Consider the following 18999-nt stretch of genomic DNA (forward strand, 5'->3'; position numbering starts at 1 on the left):
CACCCGCAACAGGGATTTTGCAATGAAATTAAAGTTCAGTCTTCTCCTTACCGTGCTCCTGCTATTCATGGTAAGCTCCGTGAAGTCTTCTCATATCGCCGGTGCAGAACTTGTTTACCGCTGCACAGGCGGGAACAACTATGCTGTTCAACTCAAATTGTACCGTGATTGTCTCAATGGGAATACAGGCGCTGGATATGACAATCCATTGGAGCTCTACGTCTTCCGCAGCAGCGACGGGAGTGTTTACGATACCTATTTTGTTCCAGCACCAACTTGGACGCCTGAAATCCAACCTGAAAATTGGAATGCCTGTGTTGCCACACCTTACAATATCTGTGTGCAGGAAGGTACTTACGAAACCACCATCACCCTCCCCCCTCTTGCGGCAGGATATGATATCGGATGGACGCGTTGCTGCCGTAACAATGTGATTACCAACTTTCTGAACCCGGAATGCGAAGGCATCACCTTTCTTGCCCACGTGCCTGGTTCTGCCTTGGCGACCTGCAATTCGATGCCTGTCTTCAACAATACCCCGTCGGTATTTCTTTGTGCGGGTGAAACCTACTATTTTGACTATTCGGCGACCGATGCGGATGGCGATTCATTGGCCTACGCGATCACGACCCCGTTCACCGGAATCAATTCGCAGGGGCTTGGCACGGGCGACGGCGGCTTGCAACCCGTTTGTGGGTCAACGCTTCCGCCACAAATTGATGCTTTGAACCCCATGGGGCCTCCACCCTATCTGCCTGTTCAATACGCCCCTGGACATAGCGCAAGCAACCCTTTTGGGCCAGGGAGCTTTGCCAGCATCAACCCCACGACCGGCTATTTGGCTGCTTTCCCCGCCAACAACGGCATCTATGTGATGTGTGTTTCTGTGCGGGAATACCGGAATGGCAACCTGCTCAGCGAAAACAAACGTGACTTTCAGTTCCATGTGATCGCTTGTAGGCCTCAGGGTCCGGCGCCTGTGCTTACCCACAATCTTTCGGGCCTGAATACGAATGGCGATACGATTCTCGTGCTTGCAGGCCGTCCATTCTGCTACGAATTCAACGTGCTGGATACGCAACTGCCGAGCAACATCGAAGTCACACCTTTGAGTGTGAGCTTTGGCGGCAATGGCGGATTTCCACCTCCTTATGCGACGATTCAAACGAATGGCACCACGCCACCCGTGCAAGGAACGATTTGTTGGCGGCCATCCTGCGACTACGTCGGAGACTTGGTTCCGATGATCATCAGCGCGCGCGATGTCAACGATTGTCCCAACTACAACATCGTCTTCGACACGGTGTGGATCAGGGTGTTGCCACCGATTCCGGCCCCGCCGATCCTGACTAGCAGTACGGGTAGCCTCCCGATGATTGGCGATACGATCGTATTGGGCGTGCAAGAGAATTTCTGCTTCAACTTCACCTTGGTGGACACTTTTGGCGGAGGGGATCTCTTTGCCCAATGCCTGCTCAAGGATACGCTGGGCAATCTCTTGGGACAGGTGCAAACCGTCACGACTACCTTTGTAGGCGACACGGTTTTCGGGCAGGTTTGCTGGGAAACCTTCTGCAATTTTGGCCGCGTTTACATGTTTGAGATCATCGGGCGGGATGATTACCAATGTCCGCCGGCCAATTTGGTCACAGACACGCTTTACCTCCGCATTCCCTATCCCTATAATCCGCCTCCCCTTCTTCAGACCGATATTTCGCAGAATGTGACCAACGGAGACACCATTTTGGCCAATGTCAATGAAGCCTTCTGCTTTGACATCGCCGTTTTGGATACCGCTGTATTGGCAGGCCAAGGCGTGAATTTTATCATTGATATTTACGATGAAAACTGGATTCCCATTCTCAATAACCCATACAGCTATTCGGTTACCGGCAATACCGACAGCATTTCCGGCGAAATCTGCTGGACGCCGCGTTGCCCGAGCGTCGATCAACTGATCAAAATTATCGTTCGTGGAGAGCAGGAAAATGCCTGTGGCTTGCGCACCTATGACATGGACACGGTGTATGTGCGCGTGGACGAACCCTTCAAGCCCAAACCGCTCATCAGCCATGACCTTGGGCCCAACTTCCCGGGCAATCAGCAAATCGATGTGCAAGACGACGAGAATTTCTGTTTCACCTTCGAATTGCGGGATACCGTTACCCCGGCGTTGTTGCTGTATGACATCGAAGTCTTTTATGCGAATGGTACCCCGTTTACGGGAACGTTGCCGACGCTCACTTACACGACCTTGTCTGACAGCTTGTTGCAGGGTACGATCTGTTGGACAGTTCCCTGCGAATTGGCCAATCAGGTCTTTGAGATCAAGATGGTGGGACGCGACAGCTTTGATTGCCGCTTGAGCAATACCGTCTATGATTCCGTCCTTGTTGCACACATTGAGAATCCGCCTGGGCCGCTGACTTTCTGCAATGCGACGGTCGCGGACAATGATGCAAGCATCAATTTGACTTGGCAGGCAACGGTCGAAAGCGACGTTGTAGGCTTTGTCGTTTACAGGAAGCGGGATGACCAAGCTGCGTTTGTGGCGCATGATACGCTCTTCTCCACGGTGGCAACTGCCTATTCAGACGTCATCGATGTTCAGGCGGATGCGCATAGTTATTGCTATCAAATGGCCGTTTTGGATCGATGCGGCAATACCTCGGTGGTCTCGGATCAGATTTGTACGATTTTGTTGGATGCGATTCCGGTGGACTATACATCCTCCCTCAACTGGACCGAATTTGTCGGATGGGGCAACGGTCCTGTAGAATACCAAATCTGGCGCAATTCCCCGATTACCAATGGGTTTGGTCCGACCTTTTTGGAATCTGTTTCTCCGAATCAGTTTTCCTACATCGATCCTGTGGTCAACAAGGCGCGCCTTTGTTACCGCATCATCGCTATTTCCGACGGCACGGGTTGCGCGGAGCAAAGCCAATCCAATGAAGTTTGCGTCAACTTCCCGCCTACGCTGTACATTCCGACGGCATTTACCCCCAACAATGACGGTCTGAATGACTATTTCAGTTCGTTTGGCGAATTTGTCGAATCGTTTACCTTGGACATCTACGACCGCTGGGGCAAATTGCTGTTCCGCAGTCAGGACGTCAGCCAAGGTTGGGATGGCAATCTTGAAGGGTTGCCTGTCCCCGAAGGCGTCTATGTCTTCCGCGTGAAGGTGAAAGGCTACAATGGCGAAGAAATGGAAAAGGAAGGCAGTGTGACGTTGATTCGATAAGCATCTCGCTGCTGCTTCGGGCATTTACTGAACAAGTATTTTTTGCATAAGCGTTTGGCAATGTGCTTGCCAAACGCTATGTTTGTTAGGCCTAGGGGAATAAACCACCTTCTGGCAATTAAACCTTTTTTCAACATTTTACCTTTTACACCCAAATCGGGACAACTATGAGAACAGTATTTCTATTGCTATTCGTGGCATTCATCGGCCTTGTGGGCCATGCGCAGGCATTGTCGAGTGGTGCAGCGCAGTACGAAAAGACATTTTGGGCATCGATCAACAAGGCGAATGGGCTGGATTACACCGTCAATCGTACCACTTACGAAAACACCATTACCCAAGCGACGTCAAACCTGAAGCAGTTGCGGAAAACTGCTCCAGACTACAAGGTGGAGAAACATGAAGCAGCACTCGAGGCCGCAAAGGCAAGGATGGCGAGCCAACGGGATGCGATGGGGTTACAAATCGATCTTGAAAACATGAACAAGCGTATGGCTGAGATTAAGCAGATGCGACAAGTGCCTGTTTACAATCAGGGAGACATCGCATACCGCATTCAACGGGAAGTTGCTAGCTTCAAGGAAAACCATCCGACCTACGACGCGAGCCAATTTCAAAAGGAGTCTGATGATTTTGTAGCCTTTTTGGAAAACAATCTCAAGAATGAAGATCAAGCTCGAAACGATGCGAATGACTTTCGAACTGCGTATGACAATGCATTTATTGGTTTGCTCAGTTTTAGAGGCAATGTCCAAACTGGAAATGAAGAAGCTGATAGACTGAAAAATCGACAGAAACTCAAAGATTTGGAAGCAAAATTGAACCAATTCCTTGGAACAGACCTTGCGAAGAAAGCAGAAACACTACATTCTGGCTATATTGACAATAATATTCTCGCCGAGCTCACGAGAAAAGCTACGAGCAATGACGAAAAAGTTGCACAACACAAAAAATGGGTATTTGAAGCTTATCGAAAGGGCGACAACTGGATAAGCTATGACGAATTACTCGCCCTTGAAATTTTCTGGGAATCAAATAGCGCACTATTTCCAAGTCATGTGGAGTACAAAACAGCACTAGACAATACCCGTAAAGCGATTGCCGAATGTGGCTCAGAAGAGAACATGGAGCAGATTCGACAGAAAAACTATGGGAAGTACCTCACGACAGTAACGATGCAACCCGCAGGTGCTAACGATGCCGCTATTGAGGCGGATATTAAAAGAGTATTTTTGACCACCCCCGCTGGCCAAAATGCCAATGTCGTAAAGGTGAACATCCTCTATCCCAACTGGGCGATCAAACGTCATGATATCAGCGGCATTATCGTTAGCAGGGAAAGGGAAGCTTTGGTAGTAACCAAAGACGCTAATGGGCGTTGCTGGGTGCACCAATTTGGTGTGTTTCAACGCCATGATGGAAACAACTATAGCGCGAGCGAAAAGCTATTTTTTCACCCTACAAAAACAGAAATCCTCTGCGAAAACGTGCGTTAACACACTACAATGTCACCAATACAAAAAAGCCGCGAGTTCCACTCGCGGCTTTTTTGTTTTCGACTGTAGGCCTATTGATGAAGCTACAATGATAGCATCGAGACCACCCTGGGCAAGCGGAGCATCCTGGCAATGGCTATTGTTGGTTCCAAATCGCGTGGGATATCAAATGCCGCCCGTTAGCCATTCCTCAACTATCCAGTAGATTCTCAGGACAGCAGACCTCGGAATGCATTTCCGTGAACCCGTTACCTGCTCTGCGCTACGCATTGGAATTCGTTGTCCTCTTGAAAATGTTGCTGTCTGACAATGCGAAGGTTCCCATACGTCATCGATTCACTGGAATCAAAGGACACTACCAATCCATTCACATTGCCGTTGTAGCTTCAGATAGTCCCATCCTACTTTTCTCGAATCGGCATATACTAAGCTGAATCACCAAGATCTTCCGTGGCAATTCAGGGCACCTTCACCATTCGTGGTGGCTTTGTAAGAGCCCTTCGGAGATTTGGATGCTGCATCAAAATCTCCGAAGGGCCGGAGGCGGACTGCTTTATATCCTGATTGCCACCGGGCATAACCAAGATTAAAACCAAACATCTTGAAATTCATACCGAGGCAGGCGGTTGAAGATCGTTATCCCCAGAAGGCAAAACCAAGACCAAACCGAGATCTTTGGAAATTCCGCCGGAGGCGTGATGTCGATAGCCGTGTGGCCGGAGGCCACCGGCTCAAATGGGAAGCCACCGGCTCAATCGGGTGCTACGGTCCCTTGTGGGGCATAAAACGCACAAACCCGTTCACTTTTGGTGAACGGGTTGTGTATGAAAAAGTGGCGGCGACCTACTTTCCCGCATTTTACTGCAGTATCATCGGCGCTAAGGGGCTTAACTTCTCTGTTCGGGATGGGAAGAGGTGGACACCCTTGCTAAAGCCACCATCAATGTCTTGATGGCGCATGGGATGGGAGGAAGCGTTTTATTTGGGCAATTGAAAAATGTTTCTTGCGTCTGGCTTGGCCTCGCCGCGGACTCCACGCGGCGGGGGAAAGCTACGGGTAATTAGTAGTGCTTGGCTGAGCATGTCTCCACGCTTACACCTACACCCTATCAACCTGGTCGTCTCCCAGGACCCTTATAAAGACGTCTCATCTTGAGGCGAGTTTCGCACTTAGATGCTTTCAGTGCTTATCTCTTCCGAACATAGCTACCCTGCGCTGCAACTGGCGTCACAACAGGTGCACCAGAGGTTCGTCCGACCCGGTCCTCTCGTACTAAGGCCAGCCCCTCTCAAACGTCTAACGCCCGCAATAGATAGAGACCGAACTGTCTCGCGACGTTCTGAACCCAGCTCGCGTGCCACTTTAATCGGCGAACAGCCGAACCCTTGGGACCTTCTCCAGCCCCAGGATGTGACGAGCCGACATCGAGGTGCCAAACCTCCCCGTCGATATGAGCTCTTGGGGGAGATCAGCCTGTTATCCCCGGAGTACCTTTTATCCTTTGAGCGACGGCCCTTCCACGCGGTACCGCCGGATCACTATACCCTAGTTTCCTACCCTGTGCGACTTGTAAGTCTCTCAGTCAAGCCTGCTTATGCTATTGCACTCTACGCACGGTTACCAAGCGTGCTGAGCAGACCTTTGGAAGCCTCCGTTACCCTTTTGGAGGCGACCACCCCAGTCAAACTACCCGCCATGCACTGTCTCCCTCACGGGGTTAGGCAACAAGCAAGGAAGGGTGGTATTTCACCGCTGGCTCCCCGATACCTGGCGATACCGGTTCGCAGCCTCCCACCTATCCTACACATCCTGGCCCGTTGTCAATGCAAAGCTGTAGTGAAGGTTCACGGGGTCTTTTCGTCCCATTGCGGGTAGCCGGCATCTTCACCGGCAGTACAATTTCACCGAGCTCACAGCCGAGACAGTGCCCAGATCGTTACACCATTCGTGCAGGTCGGAACTTACCCGACAAGGAATTTCGCTACCTTAGGACCGTTATAGTTACGGCCGCCGTTTACTGGGGCTTCGATTCAGAGCTTCTCCTTGCGGATGACCCCCCCTCTTAACCTTCCAGCACCGGGCAGGTGTCAGGCCTTATACGTCGTCTTTCGAATTCGCAAAGCCATGTGTTTTTGCTAAACAGTCGCCTGGGCCTCTTCACTGCGGCCTCCCTCTCGCGAGGGTAGGCGTCCCTTCTCCCGAAGTTACAGGACGAATTTGCCGAGTTCTTAGCTGTGAATCACTCGAGCGCCTTAGGATACTCTCCTCGACCACCTGTGTCGGTTTACGGTACTGGTATTTGCATCTGAAGCTTAGGAGCTTTTCTAGGCAGCTTGATTACCTGCACTATCCGCTCGGCCGGGGCCTTGCGGTACTGTCGGGCTTCGGTTTCCCTACACCCTTTAACCACGAATTCCGTCTCGTGGCGGCAGTGTCACTCCTGCGTCCCTCCATCGCAATGCAAACAGTACGGGAATATTAACCCGTTGTCCATCGGAATCGCCTTCGGCTTATCCTTAGGTCCAGACTAACCCCTGATCCGATTAGCGTTGATCAGGAAACCTTGGTCTTACGGCGTCAGGGTTTCCCACCCTGATTATCGTTACTCATGCCTACATTTGCTTTTCTCGACGCTCCACCATGACTCGCATCACAGCTTCCCGGCGACGAGAATGCTCCCCTACCAGGTGTACATCGCTGTACAATCCACGGCTTCGGCGCTGCGCTTGATGCCCGATCATTATCCATGCCCGGCCGCTCGACTAGTGAGCTGTTACGCACTCTTTAAATGAATGGCTGCTTCCAAGCCAACATCCTAGCTGTCTCTGCAGTCGGACCTCGTTAGCTCAACTTAGCGCAGACTTTGGGGCCTTAGCCGGTGGTCTGGGTTCTTTCCCTCTCGGGCGGTGACCTTAGCACCCCCGCCCTCACTCCTGTGGAGCATGTCACGGCATTCGGAGTTCGTCAGAGTTTGGTAGGCGGTGAGGCCCCCTAGCCCTATCGGTAGCTCTACCTCCGTGACACTCATACACAAGGCTGTCCCTAAAGACATTTCGGGGAGTACGAGCTATCTCCCAGTTTGATTGGCCTTTCACCCCTACCCACAAGTCATCGAAAAACTTTTCAACGTTTACTCGTTCGGACCTCCAGTCCGTTTTACCGAACCTTCATCCTGCTCATGGGTAGATCACAAGGTTTCGCGTCTGCCCCCGGCGACTTCACGCCCTGTGAAGACTCGCTTTCGCTTCGGTTGCGTCCCTTAAGGACTTAACCTTGCCGCCGAGGAGCAACTCGTAGGCTCATTATGCAAAAGGCACACCGTCACCACCGAAGTGGCTCCGATTGATTGCAGGCGCACGGTTTCAGGGTCTATTTCACTCCCTTGTCCAGGGTGCTTTTCACCTTTCCCTCACGGTACTGGTACACTATCGGTCATACAGTAGTATTTAGCCTTGCCAGATGGTGCTGGCGGATTCCCGCAGGATTTCTCCGGTCCCGCGGTACTCAGGGACAGGGCCTGGCCACCTCGATTCCCGTACGGGGCTGTCACCCTCTCTGGCGCCGCTTTCCAACGATCCTCCGGTCTCGTTCATGGATCCATTATGCCCGCCTACAACCCCAGGGAAGCCGAGACTCCCCTGGTTTGGGCTGTTCCCCGTTCGCTCGCCGCTACTTGGGAATAACTATTGTTCTATTTTCCTCCCGCTACTTAGATGTTTCAGTTCACGGGGTTCGCCGTCCTTGCGGACTTAAAGGGTTTCCCCATTCGGACACCTGTGGATCAAAGGCCGTTTGCGCCTACCCACAGCTTTTCGCAGCTTACCGCGTCCTTCTTCGCCTCTGTATGCCTAGGCATCCACCGTGCGCCCTACCTTGCTTTCTCTTTGACGCCCGCCTGGGGCGTCCGAGGCAAGGCCTTGCCAAACGCTCGAATACATTTCTTTTGCCCGGTCGTGCATCGCTGCACAACCGCTTCCTCCCTTCGCCGTACGTCAAATAACCAAAGCTGCGCCGCATAGTCCGTTTCTGCCAGGGGCCCCGGGAAGGGGTCGATCCCTGGCTCGGATGTACCGAACCGTACGCATGCTGTTTTTAGTGGAGAATGTCGGAGTCGAACCGACGACCCCCTGCTTGCAAAGCAGGTGCTCTAGCCAGCTGAGCTAATCCCCCGGAAGAAGTGCGAGGGTGGAGTGTGGGTGAAGAGGGTTCATTCTCCTCACTCACACTGCTTTCCCGCTCTGTCCTCGTGGGCCTGCGTGGACTCGAACCACGGACCTCGACATTATCAGTGTCGCGCTCTAACCACCTGAGCTACAAGCCCCGGTGCCAAGCCGCCCGTGAAGCGACCATGCCCCAGACTCCAGAATCCCCCGGTACCGCAGCGCGGTACCAAAGCTATGCTATTGAGACAAGAGAGACGACACTGCACGAACACCCGGACAATCGTCCGTGAGCTCCAGAAAGGAGGTGATCCAGCCGCACCTTCCGGTACGGCTACCTTGTTACGACTTAGCCCCAGTCACCAGTTTTACCCTAGACGCCTGCTTCCTTGCGGTTAGCACAGCGGCTTCGGGTACCCTCAGCTTCCATGGCTTGACGGGCGGTGTGTACAAGGCCCGGAACGTATTCACCGCGCCATGCTGATGCGCGATTACTAGCGATTCCGGCTTCACGGAGTCGAGTTGCAGACTCCGATCCGAACTGAGAACGGCTTTTTGAGATTTGCTTCACTTCGCAGTGTTGCGACCCATTGTACCGTCCATTGTAGCACGTGTGTAGCCCTGGGCGTAAGGGCCATGATGATTTGACGTCATCCCCACCTTCCTCTCTGCTTGCGCAGGCAGTCTCATTAGAGTCCCCGGCATGACCCGATGGTAACTAATGATAGGGGTTGCGCTCGTTGCGGGACTTAACCCAACACCTCACGGCACGAGCTGACGACAACCATGCAGCACCTTGCACCCTGTCCCGAAGGAAAAACCGCTTTCACGGCCTGTCAGGGGCATTCTAGCCCAGGTAAGGTTCCTCGCGTATCATCGAATTAAACCACATGCTCCACCGCTTGTGCGGGCCCCCGTCAATTCCTTTGAGTTTCATCCTTGCGGACGTACTCCCCAGGTGGGATACTTATCGGTTTCCCTTGGGCACCCAGCCCCGAAAGGCCGGACACCTAGTATCCATCGTTTACGGTGTGGACTACCAGGGTATCTAATCCTGTTTGCTCCCCACACTTTCGTGCCTCAGCGTCAGTCGCGTCCCAGTCACCTGCCTTCGCAATCGGTGTTCTGCGTGATATCTATGCATTTCACCGCTACACCACGCATTCCAGCGACCTCGGACGAACTCAAGTCAAGCAGTATCAACGGCAGTTCTCCAGTTGAGCCAGGAGGATTTCACCGCTGACTTAATAGACCGCCTACGCACCCTTTAAACCCAATAAATCCGGACAACGCTTGCACCCTACGTATTACCGCGGCTGCTGGCACGGAGTTAGCCGGTGCTTATTCTGCGGGTACCCTCAGCTGCACGTATAGTGCAGGTTTGTCCCCCGCCAAAAGAGGTTTACAATCCAGAGGACCTTCTTCCCTCACGCGGCATGGCTGGATCAGGGTTCCCCCCATTGTCCAATATTCCCTACTGCTGCCTCCCGTAGGAGTCTGGGCCGTGTCTCAGTCCCAGTGTGGCTGATCATCCTCTCAGACCAGCTAGACATCGTCGCCTTGGTGGGCCGTTACCCCGCCAACTAGCTAATGTCACGCATGCCAATCTCCAAGCTATAAATATTTAATCCCAAGACCATGCGGTCCCGAAATGCTATGGGGTGTTGCACCAAGTTTCCCTGGCATATCCCCCGCTTGAAGGTATGTTGCATACGCGTTACGCACCCGTCCGCCACTCGTGTACCCCCGAAAGGGCCTTACCGTTCGACTTGCATGTATTAGGCCTGCCGCTAGCGTTCATCCTGAGCCAGGATCAAACTCTCCATTGTAATAATTTTTGTTTTTAGCTTCCAACTCCTACCACCTTCGCCAACAAACATCGCTGCTGTCAGTCCCGATCATAGAAGTGGACGTTGCCATTTTGGGCGCCCGTGCTTAATGTCGATCTCTTGTCTCGTCTAGTCAAAGAACCATTTTTTAGACTCGTTTCGGGTCATCCAACCCTGTCGAGTACCTTACTTTCGTAAAGGGATTGCAAAGGTACGAGTGTTTTTCGATTTTGCAATATTTTTTTTCAAAGATTAGCAGTTTTTTTTTCGAACCTGCCGTTGCACCTGCTCTGTTGCTGAATGCGGATGCAAATGTAGGAGGTGTTTTTGTAAAGGCAAACATTCAATCAAAAATAATTGAAGTTTTTTTCACCTTTTTTTCAAGGCTTACTTCTCAAGCTTGGCAGTCAGCTCTTTGACAGCAACAGCAGCGTCAGAAAATTTTGGATCAATTTCCAAAGCGCGGCGGTAGTTTTCCAATGCACTGCTCAAATCGCCTTGAAATTCTTGGATTGTAGCCTTCATATAAAATCCATCACGGTGAAAAGGATCCAATTCTGTGACCTTGTTGAAGTCGGAAAGTGCTTGTCCATATTTCTCCAGTGAGAAAAAAGTATAGCCACGACTGTATAAGGCTGGGACAAATTTGGGGTCATACTTCAGACAAAGGTTGTATTCGGACAGTGCGATCTTCATGAGAACCTGAAAATCGGCCATCTTTTTGGGGTCGGTGACAAGGTTGGCACGTACGATGAAGAAGTTCCCCTGATTAAAATGCGCCAATGGCTGTGTGGAATCCACCAACATCACGCGCTCATTAAAGGCATAGGCTTGGTCCGCATTCTTCTTGTCCTTGAGAAATATGTCGTGCAGGGCAAGCAAGGCCTTGATAAACGTCGGATCCCGCTGCAAGGCCTTGTCGTGCCACTTGATGGCATCGTCGACCTTCTTTTGCTGTTGCCGGAGCACTCCCTTGGCAAAGTAATAGGTCGGTTGCATCGAGTCGAGCCTGATGGCGTAGTCATACGCTTCCTCGGCCTCCTTGTATTTCCCTTGAAGGAGGTTCAAGTTTCCGATCAGGTGATAATTTTCAGGATTCTTGGAATCCAGGTCAGCTGCCCGCTTGAAATCCCGCATGGCCGCACTGTCTTGCTTCTGCGCATAACGATAAAAGCCACGCAGGTAATAGGTCTCCGGCTCGGTGGCACTGAATTCAATGGCTTTTTCAATGTCGGAGAGGGCACGCGGAATGTTTCCGAGCTCGTACAAGGACTGCGACCGTTCCATCCAAAGCCTCCAATTCTCCGGACCAAACTTCAGTCTTTCAGTCAGAATCTTGATTTTGCCCTCGGGGGAAGTGGTATCGACAGCGGTCGTATCGAGGGTCACATTCGCCGAAGTCCCCTCCCCTTCCTTTCCATCGCAGGCGACGAGGGTGAGCATCAGCAGGACGCCCGACGCAAAAAACATCCACAATTGTTTCATCATTCTCATTTCAGGGCCGATAATACACATTCCAATTTGTCCAGACAAGGTTAAGCAAGGCGGTTGATTACATAGATTGTTGGACTTGCACCCTGAGGCATGGGGCGTTTGAAGTCGCCGCCGCCCGTTGGGCGATACGGTACCCACCCAATAATACAATGCCGTTCCCGTCTTCAAGCACCCAAGCATCTTCCTTTTCAAAGCGGCTACGCTTCTGATCAATCAAGATATCACTGATGCGTTTGCTGCCTGGCATTCCAAGTGGCTGCATCCTGTCTCCTTCTCGCCATAGTCGAAGTGTCAGTGGAAAAACAAGGTTCTCCAAAGCCAACCAATGCGTTTCCGAATTATTGGAATGTTCAACCGGAAAGGGTTCGATAGAGAGGATCAGCGTCGCAGGTCCGATTTTAAGCTCGCTGCCTTCACAGTCTGTTCTCGAAATCTGGATTTCTGTGCGAACTTTTGATGTCAGGGCCTTTCGAAAACATAACCTGTCCCGGTCATTTAACACTTCGAATGCTACACCTTTATATGTGGAGCCAATTTCACCTTGACTTAGGCGATGGATTTCGGAAATCTCTGTTCCGGAGCAACCTTGCTGAAGAAGCCACCAATCCAAAAACACCGGAAAATGCCGCAATTCGAGCTGCCTGGCAAATGCTTCCTTCGAAACGATTTGTACGTCTGCCTCCTCGATGACAACCTTATCGGATAGGGAGGAAAAGACATCATGCAGCAAATGCCACTGCGCGGAATACCGCTCGGCTTGAAGTTGGAACCGAGCGCGAAAGCTGGGATTCAGTTGGGTCAAGACGGGAATCAATTGATTGCGAACCAAGTTTCGTTCGTAATCGTCTTTGTCATTGGAGCGGTCATGGCGCCAAGGTTGGGCTTTTTGGGTAAGCCATGCGATGATTTCTGACTTTTGCAGGCAAAGCAATGGCCTGAAATAGGGTCCGCGCTGCGACGGCATTCCGCGCAGGATCACCGGACCATTGCCCCGGAAAAAGGACTGAATCAATGTTTCGGTCTGATCGTCGGCATGGTGGGCGATCGCGCAGTACGGAATTGCGTGTTCTTGCATCAACTCCTCAAAAAACGCATAACGGAGCCGCCTTGCCACTTGTTGAACCCCTTCTCCCCGACCGTTTTCAAAGTCAGCTCCCGAAAATCGCCGGACAAAGCACTCAACGCCCAAATCTGCCGCCAATTCCTTGACAAAAACCTCATCCCCGTCGGATGCGGCATCTCTCAAACCAAAGTTGCAGTGGGCTATTTCTACTGAATAACCAAGCTCCACAAGAATCCTTAACAGGGCCACCGAGTCGGCACCGCCGCTGACAGCGACCAAAACACGGCTTTCTGGCGAAGGCATGCCATTTTGAAGAATGAATTCTTTTACCCTGGATGATAGCTCTGGCACCTTAATTGCTCTCGTTTCCTGCAAAAATAGGAAGATGCCGCATTCCAAGAGCCGAATAAAATTCAAGGAAAGGCTGCATTGTTGGGCAATTTCAAGAATAGACTTGGCGCGCCATGCGCTTTTGTAGTAATTTCGCGGCCTTTGGTTGAATGCATTGCAGGGAGTTATACCAGGTTTTCACGCGGCTCGGCATTTTTGTCGCAGCATTCCTATTGACCAGTGTGGTCCAAGGACAGGTGACAGCCCCGCCCCCGCAAGATGGCGGCAATCGCATCAACATTGACTCCACGGATGTTTTCCATTTTGCAACGTTTGGCAAGGACAGCATCCGGATCCGCAAGCTGCTCGGAAACGTCTGCCTGAGCCAAGATAGCACTACGTTATATTGCGACAGCGCCTACCAATTCATTGACAGCAACTACGTCGAGGCATTCAGCAACGTGCGGATTGTCATGAATACCCATATGCCGGATTCGATGCGTCGCACCATCAAATCAGACAGACTCACATTCAATGGGAATACCAAAATCATCGACTTTTGGGACCATGTGGTCTTGCGCGACAAGGATATTACCTTGACAACGCCAAGGCTCACATATTATAGAATAGAAGACTACGCGGAATACCTTCAAGGCGGGGTTATCGTCAACGACAGCAATACGCTTACGAGCAACAAAGGCTATTACTATCCCAAGGACGACATGGCCTATTTCAAGGATGAGGTCGTTTTGGTGAATCCTGACTTTGTCTTGACCACAGATACACTTGGTTACAATACTGAAACAAAGGTCGCTTTCTTCATGGCACCGACCGTTGTCAAGGATTCCGTCAACGACATGTACACTGAAGACGGGTACTACGATACCGAAAACGACTTCGTGCTCCTGACCCAAAATGCATCCATCGGCGATACGAGCTACACCCTCTTTGGGGATACCATTCAATACGACCAACTCAAGGATCTCGGCAAGGCGATGGGACATGTCAAGGTGGTCCAGAAGGACACATCGATGACGATTTTCGGGAAATATGCCGAGTTCCAATCCAAGACTGAAGCCTCCTTTGTAACAGATAGTGCTTTCGCGATTCAGCGGATGGACGATGACACCCTCTATCTATTTGCGGATACCCTGACCTCCTACAAGGACACGGTCACCGACAAACGGTACTTTGAGGCCTACAATGACGCCTATTTCTTCATGAACGAACTTCAGGGCGTCTGCGATTCCCTCGTTTATTGGTATGATGATTCGCTCATGTTCTTTTACAAACGGCCGGCGTTGTGGTCTGATGCGAGTCAGATCACGGGTGACACCATTATCATACAGTTAAAAGGCGGTGGGATTGACAGCATGAGCATACCGAGTTCGCCGTTTATCATCACGCAAGAAGACACGGTTGGCTATGACCAAATCAAGGGGAAGGAGCTACATGCCAAATTCAACCTCAAGAAACTCCAAACCATGTGGATTTTCGGGAATAGCGAAAGCATCTACTACACCAAGGACGAAAAAGAGCAATACATCGGCATGAACAAGGCCCGTTGTACGGACATGACCGTGGATTTCAAGGACAATAAACCGAGTAAAATCCTGTTTCGGGAGAATCCTGAGGGCGAATTTTTTCCGATGCACATGGTGCTCTACAAGGAAAATCTCTTGGATGGCTTCGAATGGCGTGAAAAGGATAGGCCGATTTATCCCGAATGGGTGCTTGAGCATATCGCGAAATCCGAAGGGCGTGTCGATACCATCAGGCTGCGTCTCGATTCGTTGATGATGACCTTGGAAGACGTCGAGTTTGCGATTTACGACTTGAGGCAAGACAGCATTCTTGGGAAATTCCTGAAAATACTCGAATCAATGGGCACTGAACCCGAAGGAACCGGAGGCATTGATTCCCTCGATACCTTGAGGATTGACGGCCCCGACAGCCTGCCCAAAATGGGAGAGGACAGTTTGCAAGTTGGCAATCCTGACAGCTTGGCAGCAAACGATCCCACCTTCAATCCAAAAGATTCCATCAAATTGGTTGAACAGCCGGAAATCGTCTATGCGCCTGGTGAACACCAAACTTGGGAAATGGCAAGTCAGGCGCGTGACAGCAAGGGACGTTTGATCCAACAGAAGACGTCGAAGCAACGAAAGGAATCCTCAAAACGGACGATTTCAGAGGGAGAAGGGGACAAAACACCAACGGAACCTTCCGAAAAGCCAAAACGCACGGCCAAGGAGCGCATTTCCAAATTGAAGGAAGATGTGAAAGCCGCGAAACAAAAGATCAAGGCGAGCACGTCCAAAGAAGCAGCCGCGGCGCGGGAGCAGAAAAAACTTGATCGCTACAAGAATAAAATTCTCAAAAAGGCGGAACGCGATGCGAAAAAACATTTGCGCAAGGTCAAACGCCAAAAAAGACGATCAAAACCTTCAGAATCAGGCTCTGAGGCAAAAAAAAGCATGTTTGCCTGAGTGGTACTATCCTTCAGCAATCGTCGAGGCCCATGGAAATCAATGATCCTTCTAGATTTTTAACACTTTTTTTAAGCCCAAGCCCTTGAATTTTGGCTCGGAATTTGCCTATATTGCTTGTCTTTATCTTTCACAGGACATAAACGCTTCAAGAAATGTATAAGAAAATCGCATTTACACTGACACTTGCTGTTGCCCTTTTCGCTGGCAGCGCATTGACCGCTTCTGCTATGAACGATGGCGGTGGCAAAAAGAAGAAAAAAGAGTGCACCACAACTACAACAGGTTGCTGCGCTTCTAAGACCGCTGCATCTTCAGGTGCTGCAACGAGCACAAGCACAAATGCAGGTAGCAACGCCACTGGCAAAAGCTGCCAAGGCGCTGAGAAAAAGTGCTGCGCTAGCAAAGCTGCTGCTGCAGAAACGAAATAATCGGATCCCATCGATCCCACAAAAGCCGAGCTTGCTCGGCTTTTGTATTTCCCAGTCGCACCAAAAATTAGAAAAAACTTCACAAATCAGCCCTGAGGAACTCAAAAGGCACATTTTCAAATGTAAATTCCCTTTTGGCCGATTAATGAATTTCAGCTAATATTGTGGCCGCTTTTTATTGGATCACGAAACAAAAACGACGTGAATAGTTTGATTTTTGCAGTACCAGGAGTGGCCCTATTCGGCCTGCTCTTCATCTACATCCGGGCAATATGGGTCACTAAACAAGACCAAGGTGATGCCCGCATGAAAGAGATCGCTGGCTACATCGCCCAGGGTGCGATGGCCTTTTTGAAAGCTGAATACAAGGTGCTCGCCATCTATGTGGTTCTGGCTTCCGTGCTATTGGGTGTGGCTTCCGTCGCCGGAACCTCCGACAATCCGCATGCTGTCAACGATCCCTTGATCGTGCTTTCGTTTGTCATGGGTGCCACCCTCTCAGCCCTTGCAGGCTTTTTGGGCATGCGCATCGCCACCAAAGCCAACGTTCGCACCGCACAAGCAGCGCGCACTAGCCTTTCCAAAGCACTCGACATCTCCTTTGCAGGAGGTGCTGTGATGGGAATCGGCGTGGTCGCCTTGGCCATGCTCGGCCTTTCCGGCTTGTACATCCTGCTCACATATATGTATGCCGGCGAACTCGGCGGCGTGGACAAACACGGCATCTTCAAGGTGCTTGGTGTGTTGACCGGCTTTTCGCTGGGTGCTGAGAGTATCGCACTTTTTGCCCGTGTTGGCGGTGGTATTTATACCAAGGCTGCTGACGTCGGCGCTGACTTGGTCGGCAAAGTCGAGGCTGGCATCCCGGAAGACGACCCCCGCAACCCAGCTGTGATCGCCGACAACGTCGGTGACAACGTGGGTGACGTGGCGGGTATGGGTGCTGACTTGTTTGGCTCCTATGTCTCCACTGTGGTTGGTTCGATGGTTTTGGGTGTGGCCGTGGTCGGATCCAATGACAGCTTCGGCGGTATTTCTGCCGTGGTGCTGCCAATGATCATTGCTGCAGCCGGTATCATCTTCTCGATCATCGGTACATTTTTGGTGAAAGTCAAAGAAGGTGGCAATCCGCAAACTGCATTGAATATCGGCAACTTCGGTTCGGTGATCATGACTGCCGTCGCCTCCTTTTTCATCATCAAGTACATGTTGCCTGCTGATCTTACGGAGACCACCGGTGCCCTTGGAACTGCATTCTTCAAGGAATTTAAGTTCACTTCGATGCACGTCTTTGGTGCAACCGTCATCGGACTTGCTGTTGGAACCCTGATTTCGATCGTCACGGAATACTACACTGCCATGGGCAAAAAGCCTGTGATGTCGATCGTGCGTCAGTCTTCGACCGGTGCAGCGACCAACATTATCGCCGGCTTGGGCGAAGGTATGATGTCTACCGCGCTGCCAATCTTGATTTTGGCCGCTGGTATTATCGGAAGCTACGAAGTGGCTGGACTTTACGGTATCGCCATGGCAGCTTCGGGAATGATGGCAACAACGGGTATCCAATTGGCAATTGACGCCTTTGGCCCGATTGCGGACAACGCAGGTGGCGTAGCAGAAATGAGCGGCCTTCCCAAGGAGGTACGTGCCAACACGGACGTGCTTGACGCCGTCGGCAACACGACTGCGGCCATCGGCAAAGGATTTGCGATTGCTTCTGCAGCCATGACGTCTGTTGCATTGTTTGCCGCATTCAAAAGTATCACGGGCATCAACGTCATCGACATCAGCGATGCGCGAGTGATGGGCGGCCTTTTTGTCGGCGGTATGATTCCATTTGTGTTCTCCTCGCTCGCCATGGGCGCTGTCGGCAAAGCCGCCATGCAAATGGTCGAGGAAGTTCGCCGTCAGTTCCGCGAGATTCCAGGCCTCTTGGCCGGTGACCCAAATGCGAAACCTGACTATGACCGTTGTGTGCAGATTTCAACGAAAGCTGCCATCCGCGAGATGATTCTTCCCGGTGCAATGGCCTTGATCGTTCCCGTATTGGTCGGCTTCACCATGGGCGCACAGGTGCTCGGTGGCGTGCTCGCAGGTGTGACGGTCGCAGGTGTGCTTATGGCCATCTTCCAGTCCAATGCAGGTGGTGCTTGGGACAACGCGAAAAAATCCTTTGAAAAAGGTGTCGACATCAACGGCAAAACCTATTACAAAGGTTCCGATCCTCACAAAGCCGCCGTCACCGGCGATACAGTGGGTGATCCATTCAAAGATACTTCCGGCCCTTCGATGAACATTCTCATCAAGTTGATGTGCATCGTTTCGCTCGTGATTGCTCCTTATTTGGCTGCATAAGCCGAATAGGACCATGTTCAAAATGGGAAATGGCCTTCGGGTTGTTTCCCATTTTGCATTTTTGGCGTACCAATTCAGCATGAAACAACATCCCAAGTTTCATT

Annotated in this window: 7 protein-coding genes, 2 tRNA genes and 3 rRNA genes; 4 read left to right on the forward strand and 8 right to left on the reverse strand. The window is 51.3% G+C overall.

All coding sequences use genetic code 11. The features are described from left to right. Window positions 1-22 precede the first annotated feature (22 nt). Entirely contained in the window at window positions 23-3247 is a 3225-nt protein-coding gene (locus tag IPN95_27275) for a gliding motility-associated C-terminal domain-containing protein (GenBank protein MBK9453055.1), read from the forward strand. Window positions 3248-3414: 167 nt separating this feature from the next. Continuing rightward, window positions 3415-4743, forward strand: a complete 1329-nt coding sequence (locus IPN95_27280; protein ID MBK9453056.1) for a hypothetical protein — start codon at window positions 3415-3417, stop codon at window positions 4741-4743. An 830-nt stretch (window positions 4744-5573) separates the two neighbouring features. On the opposite strand, the gene rrf is transcribed toward IPN95_27280, so the two are convergent. From rrf to tilS, 7 genes are all read right to left on the reverse strand, one after another. After that, window positions 5574-5685, reverse strand: a 5S ribosomal RNA gene (gene rrf / locus IPN95_27285). Window positions 5686-5785: 100 nt separating this feature from the next. Next, window positions 5786-8627: ribosomal RNA gene (locus tag IPN95_27290) — 23S ribosomal RNA — on the reverse strand. 213 nt (window positions 8628-8840) lie between these two features. Continuing rightward, window positions 8841-8914, reverse strand: a tRNA-Ala gene (locus tag IPN95_27295). 77 nt (window positions 8915-8991) lie between these two features. Further along, window positions 8992-9065 (reverse strand) — tRNA-Ile (locus tag IPN95_27300). 139 nt (window positions 9066-9204) lie between these two features. Continuing rightward, window positions 9205-10733 (reverse strand): 16S ribosomal RNA (locus IPN95_27305). The 16S, 23S and 5S rRNA genes sit together here with 2 tRNA genes alongside, the layout of an rRNA operon. Before the next feature lie 387 nt (window positions 10734-11120). Continuing rightward, entirely contained in the window at window positions 11121-12227 is a 1107-nt protein-coding gene (locus IPN95_27310; protein MBK9453057.1) for a tetratricopeptide repeat protein, read from the reverse strand. A 58-nt stretch (window positions 12228-12285) separates the two neighbouring features. Continuing rightward, complete coding sequence (tilS, locus tag IPN95_27315) at window positions 12286-13593, reverse strand: tRNA lysidine(34) synthetase TilS (protein MBK9453058.1); 1308 nt, start codon at window positions 13591-13593, stop codon at window positions 12286-12288. A gap of 269 nt (window positions 13594-13862) precedes the next feature. Here tilS and lptC point away from each other — a divergent pair, with 269 nt between their 5' ends. Then, complete coding sequence (gene lptC, locus IPN95_27320) at window positions 13863-16109, forward strand: LPS export ABC transporter periplasmic protein LptC (GenBank protein MBK9453059.1); 2247 nt, start codon at window positions 13863-13865, stop codon at window positions 16107-16109. Between the two features lie 148 nt (window positions 16110-16257). Here the strand turns inward: lptC and IPN95_27325 are convergent, their stop codons facing one another. Continuing rightward, window positions 16258-16623: a hypothetical protein gene (locus IPN95_27325; protein ID MBK9453060.1), complete on the reverse strand. Its 366-nt coding sequence runs from the start codon at window positions 16621-16623 to the stop codon at window positions 16258-16260. Between the two features lie 118 nt (window positions 16624-16741). Between IPN95_27325 and IPN95_27330 the strand changes: the two genes are divergently transcribed. Further along, window positions 16742-18895, forward strand: a complete 2154-nt coding sequence (locus IPN95_27330) for a sodium-translocating pyrophosphatase (protein ID MBK9453061.1) — start codon at window positions 16742-16744, stop codon at window positions 18893-18895. Window positions 18896-18999 lie beyond the last annotated feature (104 nt).

This window comes from Bacteroidota bacterium (assembly GCA_016718825.1).
Lineage (GTDB): Bacteria > Bacteroidota > Bacteroidia > J057 > JADKCL01 > JADKCL01.

What these genes read in the sequence shown, in the direction of transcription:
- IPN95_27310 (MBK9453057.1), bottom strand. Translation starts at nt 12,227, where the DNA reads ATGAGAATGATGAAACAATTGTGGATGTTTTTTGCGTCGGGCGTCCTG.
- tilS (MBK9453058.1), bottom strand. Translation starts at nt 13,593, where the DNA reads ATGCCTTCGCCAGAAAGCCGTGTTTTGGTCGCTGTCAGCGGCGGTGCC.
- IPN95_27280 (MBK9453056.1), top strand. Translation starts at nt 3,415, where the DNA reads ATGAGAACAGTATTTCTATTGCTATTCGTGGCATTCATCGGCCTTGTG.
- IPN95_27275 (MBK9453055.1), top strand. Translation starts at nt 23, where the DNA reads ATGAAATTAAAGTTCAGTCTTCTCCTTACCGTGCTCCTGCTATTCATG.